General features: G+C 45.1%; 8 protein-coding genes and 1 tRNA gene. 5 read left to right on the top strand and 4 right to left on the bottom strand.

Going from position 1 to position 13,268, the window contains the following annotated elements:
• Positions 1–361: 361 nt before the first annotated feature.
• Positions 362–1,819 carry a Do family serine endopeptidase gene (locus tag HMPREF2955_RS08805; RefSeq protein WP_070722735.1) on the top strand — a complete coding sequence of 486 codons (1,458 nt, stop codon included), beginning with the start codon at positions 362–364 and terminating at the stop codon, positions 1,817–1,819.
• Between the two features lie 292 nt (positions 1,820–2,111).
• On the opposite strand, the gene HMPREF2955_RS08800 is transcribed toward HMPREF2955_RS08805, so the two are convergent.
• On the bottom strand, positions 2,112–3,134 hold the full coding sequence (locus HMPREF2955_RS08800; protein ID WP_070722733.1) for a helix-turn-helix domain-containing protein: 1,023 nt from the start codon (positions 3,132–3,134) through the stop codon (positions 2,112–2,114).
• A gap of 963 nt (positions 3,135–4,097) precedes the next feature.
• Here HMPREF2955_RS08800 and HMPREF2955_RS08795 point away from each other — a divergent pair.
• Positions 4,098–7,607, top strand: a complete 3,510-nt coding sequence (locus HMPREF2955_RS08795) for a hypothetical protein (RefSeq protein ID WP_070722731.1) — start codon at positions 4,098–4,100, stop codon at positions 7,605–7,607.
• A gap of 12 nt (positions 7,608–7,619) precedes the next feature.
• On the top strand, positions 7,620–7,790 hold the full coding sequence (locus HMPREF2955_RS16255) for a hypothetical protein (protein ID WP_009229847.1): 171 nt from the start codon (positions 7,620–7,622) through the stop codon (positions 7,788–7,790).
• 594 nt (positions 7,791–8,384) lie between these two features.
• On the opposite strand, the gene HMPREF2955_RS08790 is transcribed toward HMPREF2955_RS16255, so the two are convergent.
• Positions 8,385–9,413 carry a diacylglycerol/lipid kinase family protein gene (locus HMPREF2955_RS08790; RefSeq protein WP_009229846.1) on the bottom strand — a complete coding sequence of 343 codons (1,029 nt, stop codon included), beginning with the start codon at positions 9,411–9,413 and terminating at the stop codon, positions 8,385–8,387.
• 218 nt (positions 9,414–9,631) lie between these two features.
• Here HMPREF2955_RS08790 and HMPREF2955_RS08785 point away from each other — a divergent pair, with 218 nt between their 5' ends.
• Together HMPREF2955_RS08785 and HMPREF2955_RS08780 are read left to right on the top strand one after the other, a co-directional pair.
• Positions 9,632–10,822, top strand: a complete 1,191-nt coding sequence (locus tag HMPREF2955_RS08785; RefSeq protein ID WP_070722728.1) for a serine palmitoyltransferase — start codon at positions 9,632–9,634, stop codon at positions 10,820–10,822.
• Between the two features lie 70 nt (positions 10,823–10,892).
• Positions 10,893–10,966: transfer RNA gene (locus HMPREF2955_RS08780), tRNA-Pro, on the top strand.
• A 57-nt stretch (positions 10,967–11,023) separates the two neighbouring features.
• Here HMPREF2955_RS08780 and serB read toward each other — a convergent pair.
• Positions 11,024–12,256: a phosphoserine phosphatase SerB gene (gene serB, locus HMPREF2955_RS08775; RefSeq protein WP_009229844.1), complete on the bottom strand. Its 1,233-nt coding sequence runs from the start codon at positions 12,254–12,256 to the stop codon at positions 11,024–11,026.
• 5 nt (positions 12,257–12,261) lie between these two features.
• Positions 12,262–12,417, bottom strand: a complete 156-nt coding sequence (locus tag HMPREF2955_RS16250; RefSeq protein WP_009229843.1) for a hypothetical protein — start codon at positions 12,415–12,417, stop codon at positions 12,262–12,264.
• Positions 12,418–13,268: the final 851 nt, after the last annotated feature.

Below are 13,268 nucleotides of genomic sequence, written 5' to 3'. Positions count from 1 at the left end.
TGTCCGAGCAAGCTCGACATTGTTCATTTGGCTTGCCGAAAACGTTCATCTTTCGTGTTTTGGCATAAATACGTCCATTTTTACATAAGAACACAAGACAAAAGAGGAAGTCAAAGTTACTTCAATGTCTATTTGTCGGTTCATATAAGGAATGAGTAATAATTACTAGGCGTTAGAATGGCTGATTATTTCAATTAGTAATCACAACGGCATTAATAGGCGTTAATATGATATTCGTGTATGTTAAATAGGGATAAAGAAAGGTGGCGAAGTTGCTGTATTTAAATATTTGCGCCTATATTTGCAGGCGGAAAGCTAAGACAAGACAAAAATAGTAATTTAAAAAATAAAGAAAGAAACAATGAAAAAGTATTCACAGTACCTCATTGGCGGATTATGCGTGCTTTCTATTGCATTCTCTGCCGGTTCATTTATGAAGGTAAATGCTGCTGCAGCATCTCCAGCGATGCCAGCACAACCCGTAGACCTTACCTTTGCCGCTGAAAAAGCACTGCCCGCCGTTGTGCATATTCGGTATGTTCAGAACTCAAAGGTGCAAACCGTTGAAGTGCAGAGCGACCCATTTAGCGACTTCTTTGATGACTTCTTTGGAAGTCCAGGAAGAGGCAATGGCGGAACACAAAAACGACAAGTGCAAACCCCGAAGCGTGAAGCAACTGGTTCGGGTGTTATCATATCGGCAGACGGCTATATCGTAACTAACAATCACGTGGTTGAAGGTGCCGACCAACTTACGGTAACCCTAAACGATAACAGGGAGTTTTCTGCTCGCATTATTGGCACGGACAAAAGCACAGACCTTGCGCTGATTAAGATAGACGGAAAGAACTTGCCCACCTTACCTATTGGAGATTCCGACAAACTGAAAGTGGGCGAATGGGTGTTGGCCGTTGGAAACCCCTTTAACCTCAACTCAACAGTTACTGCCGGTATCGTTAGTGCCAAGGCTCGTACGTTGGGCGGCAATCCCATTGAGTCGTTTATCCAGACCGATGCTGCCATCAATCAGGGCAATTCGGGTGGCGCACTGGTAAACACCCAAGGCGAATTGGTAGGCATCAATGCCATGCTCTATTCGCAAACGGGTTCGTATAGCGGCTATGGATTTGCCATTCCCACAACCATCATGAATAAGGTGGTGGCCGACATCAAGCAATATGGTAGCGTGCAACGTGCTGTTATGGGCATTAAAGGTGGCGACGTCCGCGTTTACCTTGACATGGAAAAGGAGAAAGGCAAAGAACACGACCTTGGAACAAACGATGGTATATATGTTGATTCTGTTGAAGATGGTGGTGCAGGCTCGGCTGTTGGCTTGAAGTCTGGCGACGTTATCGTTGCTGCCGATGGAAGAAAGCTTACCAAGATGGCCGAACTTCAAGAATTGCTTTCGGGCAAAAAGCCTGGCGACAAGATTACCATTACTTACTTGCGTAATAAGAAGAAAACCACTGCTACGGCTACTTTGAAGAATGCTCAGGGCAACACGAAGGTGATGAAGAGCGCCGATCTAGACATTCTTGGCGGCAACTTCAAGGAAATTAACGACGAACAAAAACGCCAACTCAATATAAGCACGGGCTTGGAGGTTATAAGGGTGAACAATGGTGCACTTAAAGATGCTGGCGTTGCCAAAGGATTTATCATTCAGAAGGTGAACGAACAGATTATCAAGTCGACTGACGACTTGCAGAAAGCCGTTAAGGAGGCATCGACAAGCAAAGACCCTGTGCTTTACATACAAGGCATTTACCCAACAGGCAAGAAGGCTTATTTTGCTGTGGTGGTGGGCAACTAACAAATAAATGTTGCAACAGCTGTTGTGCAAACTGTGCCATTAGTCCTTATATATAAGGAAAGCTGATAAGCACATGCAGGCCAAACGGAGGTGTCTATGGACAATCTGTTGAACCCACATCGGGTGTAGGCCAATAGCTGAGCGTGACAAGAACAAAACCTTAAGGGCCACGTCCACTCTGTGTAAAGAGTGTGATGTGGCTCTTTTCATGTGTATATGCAAGGGTATTGGTTGACAATAAAAGGGCAATAGCCTAACAATATAGGCAGGTAAAAGAAGTGTAGGTTTACCTTTAAAAGGCCTTTCTCAGAGCTTTGTTGGCAGGTGTGGCCAGTTCTTTTAGCTTTTCTACAAGGTCTTCGCTGGGTTGCAGGCCAAGTTTCTTCCTCACATTTCCGCGCACAGTGCTGATGTTGGTCGTTGTCTTTCCCATAATTAACGCAATTTCGCCAAGCGTTTTCCCTTCAACCACAAGTCTGCTCACTTCCAATTCGGTATGCGTAAGGCTAGGAAAGCATTTACTTAATTCAAGTTGTTGGGCATCGTGCTTTTTCTTCAAAACCATCGCCGCATGGACAAGGTTGTGTTTCGATTGCTCGTTAAGTTGACTTAAAAGCATGTCGACGTGTTTGCTGTTAGGCTCTTTGGCACGGCATATTTGCAAATAGGCTATCAGTTCGCTTTGGCTCATGTTGAAAGCGGTGAGTATCGAGTTGTGCGTGTCTTGATAATCTTTGTTTTCTTGCTGTATTTTGTGGAGGCCTCGTCGGCTAATGACAGCCAGAGCACAAGTGAAAATGCAGAGTAATGCGAAGAGTAGCGCGATTTGCTGGTCTATGGCGTGTCCGTCGTACAGCGTTACGCAGAGCAATGTTGCAATGTTTAAAGCCGTTACTAGGACGGGTATTTGGGGTATAAAGCCCAAGGCTAGGTAAAGTAAGATGGTGTAAGAACCCACTTGGTAATATATAACCATCGCTTCGTAGCCTGGAGGGGTCAGGAAGAGAAGAAATGCAATGCGCGCCATTTCAAGTAGTTGGGCTGTAATGGCAAATGTGGCGAAGGCAGAAACAAGCGACAGCGTACGGCGAAGGTATAGCGTAACCATCGCTACACATAACGCAAGGAGTGCGAAAGAAACCGTTTGCAAGAAGGGATGGTAGATGCCAATTGTACCCACAATATTCAGCAAGGTAAAGACAATGAGCTGAATGGCACCTGCAAAGAAAACGAAGAAACGCACTCGTTCTTCCTTGTCTTTTGTGTACAAGGCAACGAAATTTTCGAATTGGGCGGTTAAAGTAGTTGTTTTCATTTGTGATTAATGTTGTTGATTTTACGTATCTTTGTCGGCATAGCATTGTGCCGAATGCAGTATAAGTTCTCAGAGTTGCGACATTTGGTTGAAGGTCGCGTATTGTTGTTCGTCAGTTCAATGGTTAGTCTTTGGCGCTATCCTGTTAATTAAGAACCGTTTGCGTTCTTTTCAACTGCTTGTTCGTGGGATATGTTCAAACGCTTACCTTCGCAGGCAAATGCGAGGGGCGTAAACAGCTGTACTTTGTGGCAAAGATATGAAAATATTTTGGGATAGCCTAGCTGGCTCAATCAAAACTTTGCATTCTGATAACGAAAAACGCACTTCTTGCCTGCACGTTTCAAACAATTTGCGTTGGTTTGCGTATTATTTGTTTGTCTTTGCGCCATTTTGCGCCCTCAATTATTTCTTGAAATGAAGTATTAAGTCTACTTTTGCGCTTGAAACATTCTGACAAACAAAATCAGAAGGCGATAAAATGGCATGGATAACAAATTGAGAATGCCATTATTATTCTCCGTTTCAAAAAGGATAAGCACCGCTGTAAGGGTGTAGGTACTCAGAGATAACGAAACGAATAAACAGTGAGATGCTGACCTAATGATAGGACTAGAAATATTAACGACAACAGTGAAAACTTTGTTACCGAGGGTTTAAGCTCTATCAAACAATGCAGTTTATGTGTAGATGCAACTTCCGCATTATCTGTTATTAACGGAAAAGAGGCCTTGCCTTAGATAGCAGCCATTCTTAATTAGTTGCACATCTCCCAATAATAGGGAGTAGTATGTTGCGAAACAATTGAGTTGTGTATGTGTTTTAATAAAATGAACGTTTTCGTTAAGCCAAATGAACAACGTCGAGCTTGCTCGAACATTGTCATGGCGAGAAAACGCACTTTTCGAGGAACGAGAAAAGAAGTATATCTATCAACAATTATTAATTTAAAAAACGAGTGTTATGAGAAGAATGTTTTTACACGCAAAGGCATGTGGCAGACTGTTCGCCATGCTCTTGCTCAGTAGTATGTTTTGCGGAATATCAAGCAGGGCGCAAAACGTTATAGTGAGCGAAAACACAGGTAGTATGATTTGTTCGCAGACCACTTATTCTGGTGGAGCAACCGAAACCGGCTTTGCATCGGGCGGTTTTGCCACATGGAAACACCACCAACTGCCACTGACAATGACCGCATCTGACCTAAAAACGCTTTCGCCAAACGGACAATTGGCCGTACATGGCAACAACCTTTATAACACAGGAGCCGATACGGGCATACAAGTGTTTGGCGGACAGCGAGAAGATGGCTTTATTACCTTCGCTTTGCCACATGGATACAGATTTACAAGCTATAAGATTATTGTGCAAAACAACGTTGACGTGTTTGGAAACGGAAAAGCCAAGCTTCGCGTAACGCACGATCGCGCTTTCTATTTCGGTGAAACCAATTCGAGGTTTGATTTCATGTCGGCCTATTATAAGAACCTGAAAAAGGGTATGAGCAATGAAGAATTCACCATCGAACGCACCAGTATGGTGGAGAGCGACATGGGCAACATACTTTATTTTAAGATTGCCAATGGTGTTAACAGCCACGTTTCAGGCAGATACGTGGGCGTTACATTAAAATATGTTGAGCTAACTTTCACTCCCGAAGCTCCATTTAAGGTTAACATTGCTCCGAAACAAGCTAGCGCGGAGGGGGTAAGTGTTGTGCAATGTCCATTCCCCACGGGGAAAGTGGACCTTGGACAAATCTCCCAAAACACCTATACGGGCGTAAAAAGACAAAGCTATGTTTACAGAAACGTGAAAGACTTGATGGCTCAGTCGCTGTTTTACGAAGGGGCTAGCGTTGACGAAACCTTGGATTTGAATAGCCGTACAGCAGGTTCTGCCGTTGGTAACAAAACAATCAAAGCGGTAACCATCGACCAAATGGGTTATTTCGAGATACAACCAGGGCAAACTTACTTTGCCGAAACGCCTGTTTGTACCAAAGACCAAAAAGGAAATGATGTGCCTTTGCACTATCGTATCACTTCTGCAAAGGTGAATTATACCATAAGTGCAGAGCAAAAGTTCTACATTAAATATATAGAAGGTGGAGACGTTTGGTACTTACAGAGAGATGCGACCTTTGGCACCACACAACAAAAATGGGAGATTGACGCTCAAGGACGCATCAATGTTGTTGGCACTTCAAACTACTTGGTAGTTGACCCAAACAATACCCTAACGATAGGCAATGGAACAGGTAGTCGGTTTAGCCTTGTCGGAGAAGGAATTGTATGTAACAACTTGTACATGTTTGGAACCAAACCAGGTAGTCCCGTTTACTTTGCAGAATACGACAATGTGGGAACTGCACAATGGGAACGTTCCAACGCATCGGGCACTTATACATTGAAAGTCTACGACAAAACGGGTAAGGCTGCCAAAGAAATTAACGTCACTCAGCCTGGAAACTTTGTAATGGACGACTTGAACAACGATGCTGTAAAGTTGGAAGTAGTAGGAGGGAACGGCCTTGTAAACATCGAACTCACGGTGGAAGCACTCGACCCCTACATCAATCACATGGAACTGATGTGCACTCACGGCGACATGAAGATCTCGCGCGAGTTCGTTTCTAACGATTTCAGCGTGGGTGGCGGTGTGTTCTACTTCTATATACCGCGCGATTGGCTCAACACCGCTTGCCATTTTACCTTCGAAAACTTGAAGAGCAAGTGTGCCGACAATACATATTACGATGGTTCGTCTAATGGTAATGCACGTTTCGGTTTTGTAAAGTCCGAATATTTCAACCTCTTTGGCGAGTCGAACAACAACATCTACCGTCATCCCGACTTTGCGGCCAACTACGATTACACGAAGAAAGTGTCTGTGGCCACGGCAGGAACAAAGGCGTTTAAGTTTAACAATGCCGATGAAGTGAGCAAGACTGGCACTGCAACTTCGTTGATTGAATATCCCTTTACGCTAGAAAAGTATGCCGCTGCGGGCGGTCAGTTTAACAATGTGGTGATGACCCCGACGGAAGAAAACAAGGATTACATGACCAACGCTTACGTCTTCACCACAGACGAGACGCGTTATAACATCGCTCCTACCACTGCTACACAGCATCGTTATTACGCATACTACGACATGGAGATACACCTTGTGGCCCGAACCTATACGCCGAGTGTTGCTTTCGAGAAGATATACGACAAGTCGTTCTATGGCGAAGCAGAAAGCGGAGAGTTCTATGGCGCTGTTGTTACATCCAAAGATAATGAAGGTAACTTAGGATATAGCTCTGTAGAAGCGGTGAAAGAGCAGTTGGAAACTGCTATTGCAGCTGGCGGAAGCAATGTACCCGCCGCAATGGATAAGCTGCTTTATGTAGACATGGGGAGCCAAATGCAAGGCGCATACTCATCTAACGGCAGCTCGTGGACCACATTGAAGAATGCACTGGCTAAGAACGCCCTGGTATTCTTGCCCAAGAACACCACTCATGCTGCCGACAACTTTGCTTATGCAGAGGAAGGTGGAACCTATAAGGCTGCAAGAAACATCATCCTCACAGATAAACAGCCTTTCTATTCTCCTTATAAGATACGCGTTGATGCTGCAAACTACGCTCTCTATACGCGCGAGGTAACTGGAACCAACGGCCAAGCAAAGAAAGCTACGTTGATGTTGCCGTTCACTTTGGCTTTGACAGACGGCAAGCACGTGAACAAGGGCGACGATTGCTCGTTTGAGGTATATGTGATGCAAGCAACTAATTGCCTTAATGTTAGTCCCGAACAGAAACCAGGTTACGACTATATGAAGTTCGATGGCGATGTTCATTTTGTTAAGGCAGAAGGAATGACAACCGAGGCCAACAAACCCTACATGATATTGGTGAACGATGCTTATACGCCAAAAGACGGTCAATCGTTCTTGGCCATGCAGTATGGCGCAGACATTATGCCCACCACCGCCCATAAGAACAACACTTACTTGGCGGGCGAAAAGGCCACGGGAAGTGGAAACGGAACGAACTATGCCTTTGAAAATAGGGGTACCTATTGTGGAGATAATGTTGAAAAGGTGTTCTATTTTGCCAACAACAAGTACTATTCATCACTGAACTTGCCTTCCGACCCGAAACAAGTGAAAGTAAGACCATTCCGTTCGTACTATTCGTTCAGCAGTACAAGCGGTGCTAAGATGGCTTCCTTCGATGTTGTGTTTGGCGAGAACGGCGAAACAACGGGCATCAACAACGTAAAAGCTAACGCCGACCTAGCAGTAACGGCCGCAAACGGAATGATTACATTCTTTGCAAAGAAGGCACAACGCGTTGAAGTGTTTGGTGTAAACGGCATGAGTGTGGCCAAGCTGAATTTGAAGGCCAACGAAACACGGTCTGTTCCTGTTGCCGCTGGTGTGTATGTTATTAATGGAGTAAAGGTATCTGTACAAGAATGAAAGGGATGAGCTATGAAGACGAATTATATAAAACCAATATCCGAGATTGTTACCAATAAGTATGAGCCGATACTGATGTTGCAGAACTCTGGTAACCAATCCGACGATGCCGATGCAAAGTCATTTGTATTCGACGAGGAGGAAGAAGATGAGGAAATTCTGCCTTGGGGTGTTGTCTATTAGCGCGAGAGGTAAATGAACTGCTGACTGACAATTTGCAAAGGCTAATTGTTGAACCATTATACTTTAAGAAGGCGGAGCGGCCATTATAGGCGCGCTTCGCTTTCCGCTTTTATAGGTGAAAGGTGAAAAGGTGAAAGGGTGAAAGGGTGAAAAGGTGAAAAAGTGAAAGGGTGAAAAGGTGAAAGGGTGAAAGGGTGAAAAGGTGAAAAAGTGAAAGGGTGAAAAGAGTGAAAAGGTGAAAGGGTGAAGGAGTGAAAAGGTGGAAAAGGTGGTTTAAAGGTGAAAAGATGGCTGTGCCAGCCAACTTGTTAGCTAAACTACCTACCGTGACAATTCGTTAACTCGCCTACTCGTTAACCAAACTTATCACCTTTACTCATCTACTTGTTTACCAGACTGCTCTTCTTGTCTGCTCGTTAACTGGTTGCCTCATCAACTGCTTAGCTTGTCGGTTCTCCAACAATTTACCCACTTTTCAGTGCGAATAAGCATAATTGCCATCCACCTAAATCCAAACCCAGACTTAGGCTTTAAGGAGGTATTGCACGATTGAAAGGTTGTTTTGATTATTGCTTAGCGCAATGCCTGCGGCTTCTATCGTGTAAGCTTGCGTTGGATAACCTTTCCCAGCAGCGGTAGCTTCTGACTTCGTTTATTGAAAACCCGGCGCATGTCGTTGAGTTCATTGAAAAGCGAGGCGGCAATAGATTGGAAGGCGTTGGGTTCTCGCAACGACTTGTCGGCATCGGGGTTTACAATCACATTAATACCTTTTTCTTTTAGAGACACAACAATGTCTTTGCCAGCCTCAACAGGGTCGCCGTCAAAATGTATTACACCCTCGTTCTTTCGGTGTATTTTTAGCTCTTTACATCTGAAAGTTTTTATCTTCGAGTTTTTGTCGAGGGTTTTGTTAAACATGTCGAGACTAATTTGCGGTGCATCAAGCAAGTCGAAAGGCTCCATAATGATTACGTCTAACAATCCATCGCTCATCGATGCCCTAGGCGCAATGTAGGCATTGTTGCCATATTGCGAGGCATTGGCACACGAAATAAGGAAGGCCTTGTAGCGATGTACGCCCGTTTCGTCTTCTATTTCATAGGTTTCGGGCTGATACTTCAAGCCCTCGCGCAGGATGTTTTCGGCGTAAGTGATGGGGCCGCGCTTACCTGCTTGGGCAAACTTCTGGCTGACAAAGGCATCGAACCCCATGCCGCAGGTGCAAAAAAAGTAGTGTTCGTTAATTTTCCCATAGTCTAGCCTGTGTATTTCGCACGTGTTTATCAGCTGCAAACATTTCTTTACGTTCATGGGCAACATCAGATGGCGTGCCAATCCGTTGCCCGACCCGCAGGGAATGATGCCCAAGGCCGTGTCAGACTCCACAATGGCCCGCCCAACCTCGTTAACGGTGCCATCGCCGCCAACGGCCACCGCCACGTCTACACCTTGCTCTTTGGCCTCGGTGGCAATGTGGCAAGCATGTCCGGCATACTCGGTGGTTCGTATTTCGTAGTCGAAAAGTTCCTTGTCGATGTATCTATCAATAGCTTCGGGAATGCCTTTCTTACTTCCCGTCCCTGATATGGGGTTCATGATGAATACAATTTTCTTTTTCATTCCGTTTCGTTTTATGGTTTCCAGACAGGGTTTAACTTCGTTTTTAAGGGCGTTAATCAAGCCTTATTGCAAAGATAATAAAAAACATTTGATAACAGCACATAACAGACGAAAAACGCTTTAAAGGCCGATTTCTTTGAAAAGATAGGCGTTTTGCTGTATTTTTTCGTACCTTTGCACTCTGATAAACAAAAAATAGTTCTTTTACCTATTTAAAAATGGGACAATTACAAGAAAGATACAAGGCTTATCGTGAACCGCAAAAATATATTAAAGCGGGTGTCTATCCCTATTTTCGCGAGATAACCAGCAAACAGGGAACCGAAGTAGAGATGGATGGACATCATGTTTTGATGTTTGGTTCGAACGCCTATACCGGACTGACGGGAGACGAAAGGGTGGTGAAGGCCGCCAAAGACGCGCTAGACAAGTATGGCTCTGGCTGTGCCGGAAGTCGGTTTCTTAACGGAACGCTAGACTTACACGTACAATTGGAGAAAGAGTTGGCCACATTCGTGCAGAAGGATGATACGTTATGTTTCTCTACGGGTTTCTCGGTTAACCAGGGTGTGCTGGCAATGGTGGTTGGAAGAGGCGACTATATTATTTGCGACGACCGCGACCATGCCAGCATTGTAGACGGAAGGCGCTTGTCGTTTGCCAAACAGTTGCACTACAAACACAACGACATGGAAGACTTGGAGAACATTCTCAAGTCGCTACCTCACGAGGCCGTTAAGCTGATTGTTGTGGATGGCGTGTTCTCCATGGAGGGCGACCTGGCCAAACTTCCTGAGATTGTGGCCTTGAAACATAAGTACAACTGCTCGGTTATGGTGGACGAGGCACACAGCCTTGGCGTTTTTGGCAAACATGGCCGTGGTGTTTGCGAGCATTTCGGCCTTACCGACGAGGTGGATCTTATCATGGGAACATTCTCAAAGAGCCTTGCATCCATCGGCGGCTTTATTGCATCGGATGCCGATACCATCAATTACCTTCGCCACACATGCCGTTCGTACATCTTCAGCGCATCCAACACGCCTGCTGCAACGGCAGCGGCACTTGAGGCGTTGCACATCATTCAGCAAGAACCCGAACGCATTGAAAGGCTCTGGGAGGTTACCCACTATGCGCTGCGCCGTTTTAGGGAGGAGGGTTTTGAAATTGGAGACACCGAAAGTCCCATTATCCCACTCTATGTTCACGATGTGGAGAAAACTTTCCTTGTAACAAAGCTGGCCTTCGAAGCGGGCGTTTTCATCAATCCCGTTATTCCGCCGGCATGTGCGCCGCAAGATACGCTTGTGCGTATGGCATTGATGGCAACGCATACGGAAGAGCAAGTGGAACGTGGCGTACAAATACTTAAAAAGATATTTGTAGACTTGGATATCATAAAAAGTTAAACAAATATTTGCAGTACCCAACAAATAGTAGTACCTTTGCAACCGCAAAACAACAATGGGTTTTGCGATTCGGGGTGTAGCGCAGCCCGGTAGCGCTCCTGGTTTGGGACCAGGCGGTCGCAGGTTCGAATCCTGTCGCCCCGACAAAAACGGCCAATCACGCAATGTGTGATTGGCCGTTTTTGTTTGTATTATGCTTGTTTAGGCATTGATGTAGCTGTCTTTAAAGCCAAGGAAGTAGAGCACACCGTCTAGTCCGATGGTGTTGATAGACTGCTGGGCATTGGCCACAACGCGCGGTTTGGCATGGAAGGCTATGCCAAGTCCCGCCTCTGAAATCATGGGCAAGTCGTTTGCGCCGTCGCCAACGGCGATGGTCTGTGCTAAATTAACCTTTTCCACTTGGGCAATAAGTTTCAACAGTTCGGCCTTGCGATGTCCGTCTACTATTTCTCCCACGTAGTTTCCAGTCAGTTTTCCGTTGTCGTCAACCTCCAACTCGTTGGCATATACGTAGTCTATACCATATTTGTGTTGCAGGAACTCACCAAAATAGGTAAATCCGCCGCTTAATATGGCGATTTTGTAGCCATATCGTTTCAGTACCGCCATCAACCTGTCAACGCCTTCGGTAATAGGCATGTGTTCGGCAATGTCTTTCATCACCCCGACATCAAGGCCTTTGAGCAGGGCAACGCGTTTCCTGAAACTTTCTTTAAAGTCTATCTCGCCTCGCATGGCACTCTCGGTAATGGCCTTCACCTTATCTCCAACGCCAGCACGCATGGCTAATTCGTCAATACATTCTGTTTGGATGAGGGTTGAATCCATATCAAAGCATATCAGGCGACGCATGCGACGGTACATGTCGTCTTTCTGAAACGAGAAGTCGATACCCATTTCGGCCGAGAGGGCCATTAGTTGTTTCTGCATGGCCGAGCGGTCTTGTGGCGTTCCTCGCAACGAGAACTCAATGCAAGCGCGCACGTTCTTGTCGGGGTTCATAATGCTGATTCGACCCGTTAACCTAAGGATGGAGTCGATGTTAAATCCTTGCGACGATATTACCTTTGTGGCCGCCTCAATCTGTTTGGCCGAAAGACTACGGCCAATAAGTGTAAGGATGTAGCGATTTTTGCCTTGTCCGTGAACCCAATCTTCGTATTGCTGGTCGCCAATGGGTTCAAAACCAATATGTACATTTAATTCGGTGGCCTTAAAAAGAAGTTCTTTCATTACTTGGCCAGAGTGTTTGTCGTCGATACGGATAAGCACTCCTAACGACAGCGAACTATGAATGTCGGCTTGTCCGATGTCTAATATCTGTGCATCGTAACGCGCTAGGATTTTCATTACAGAGGCAGTTAACCCTGGTCGGTCTTGTCCTGTAATGCGGATAAGTATCTGCTCTTCCTTGTTCTTTTTCGTGTTCATAAGCCTTAGTCTCTTAGATAGTCTTTCGAAATCATGTCGTAATACAGCGCTTCAAGTTCGCCGAGGGTGAGCTCTTGCAGTGCATGTTCTATTTTGCGTACCAATTCGTCGCGCCGAAACTCGTCGGACGAATGGCCGAATGTGGTGAATGTTTTTGCCATGTGTAACTTTTTACAAAGGCAAAGATACGCATAAATACCGAAATGCACACAATGCAGACAGAAGTTTTGCAGATGCGCGTATATAAAGAAGTGGGTTAGGACCTAGCCCCAACCCACTTCTTACATTGAAACAGTCTCGACTTTTGTTATTTCTATAATTGTGAGGAGTTTGTTGTCTTTTCGATGCCCAACATAAGATGAGCACTCTTCCCATATACGAAGTGCCCCACAAATCAACTCACTGGCTTATGGCTCATGAAAACCCAACAACAGCCAAACATATCAATTCACCAACGTACAAATTCAAGAATTTATCAACTCACGGGTTCACAAGCTCATCGACTCACGACCACATCAACTCACAAGCAAACAGCTCTCAAGCACATCAACTCACGAACTTATCCACTCACAAGCTCATCCACTCACGGGTTCATCCATACATAAGCTCATCAACCCACGAGCTCAGCAATCCCCAAAAAATTAAATTCTTATCTTTATCTTTACAATATCGCTCTAATTTCCGCTCCATTCTAGCGAAAATATAGGCTGTAAAGTGGGTAAATTGCCACAATTTCTAACCTTTCACGTCTTTGGTATTGTCCGTTTTTAAGAACAGAACTTGCATTTTGCACCATTTTACCATTCTAGTTTGGTCGCCACCTCGTATTTTTTCAAGCCCAATTACCTGCTTTTAGCCCCCAAAATGCTACTTTTTAACGACTATTTCGCCTTTTTCAGCCATGTTTTTCATGGCTCTAAGAGGTTTCATTTATACCATTTCTGCGGATATTTATGCTTATCGACTTGCATTTAGCGGCAAAACACACTGCATTTTGCACCATTTTACCTTG

Source organism: Prevotella sp. HMSC073D09 (genome assembly GCF_001814145.1).
Taxonomy (GTDB): Bacteria; Bacteroidota; Bacteroidia; order Bacteroidales; family Bacteroidaceae; genus Prevotella; species Prevotella conceptionensis.
Note: the sequence above shows the minus strand (reverse complement) of the source record. Positions and strands in the feature narration are given on the sequence as shown.

Excerpts from the sequence above, each read along its gene's own strand:
- HMPREF2955_RS08785 (WP_070722728.1), top strand. The coding sequence starts at position 9,632 with ATGGGACAATTACAAGAAAGATACAAGGCTTATCGTGAACCGCAAAAA.
- HMPREF2955_RS08790 (WP_009229846.1), bottom strand. The coding sequence starts at position 9,413 with ATGAAAAAGAAAATTGTATTCATCATGAACCCCATATCAGGGACGGGA.
- HMPREF2955_RS16250 (WP_009229843.1), bottom strand. The coding sequence starts at position 12,417 with ATGGCAAAAACATTCACCACATTCGGCCATTCGTCCGACGAGTTTCGG.
- HMPREF2955_RS08800 (WP_070722733.1), bottom strand. The coding sequence starts at position 3,134 with ATGAAAACAACTACTTTAACCGCCCAATTCGAAAATTTCGTTGCCTTG.
- HMPREF2955_RS08795 (WP_070722731.1), top strand. The coding sequence starts at position 4,098 with ATGAGAAGAATGTTTTTACACGCAAAGGCATGTGGCAGACTGTTCGCC.
- HMPREF2955_RS08805 (WP_070722735.1), top strand. The coding sequence starts at position 362 with ATGAAAAAGTATTCACAGTACCTCATTGGCGGATTATGCGTGCTTTCT.
- HMPREF2955_RS16255 (WP_009229847.1), top strand. The coding sequence starts at position 7,620 with ATGAAGACGAATTATATAAAACCAATATCCGAGATTGTTACCAATAAG.
- serB (WP_009229844.1), bottom strand. The coding sequence starts at position 12,256 with ATGAACACGAAAAAGAACAAGGAAGAGCAGATACTTATCCGCATTACA.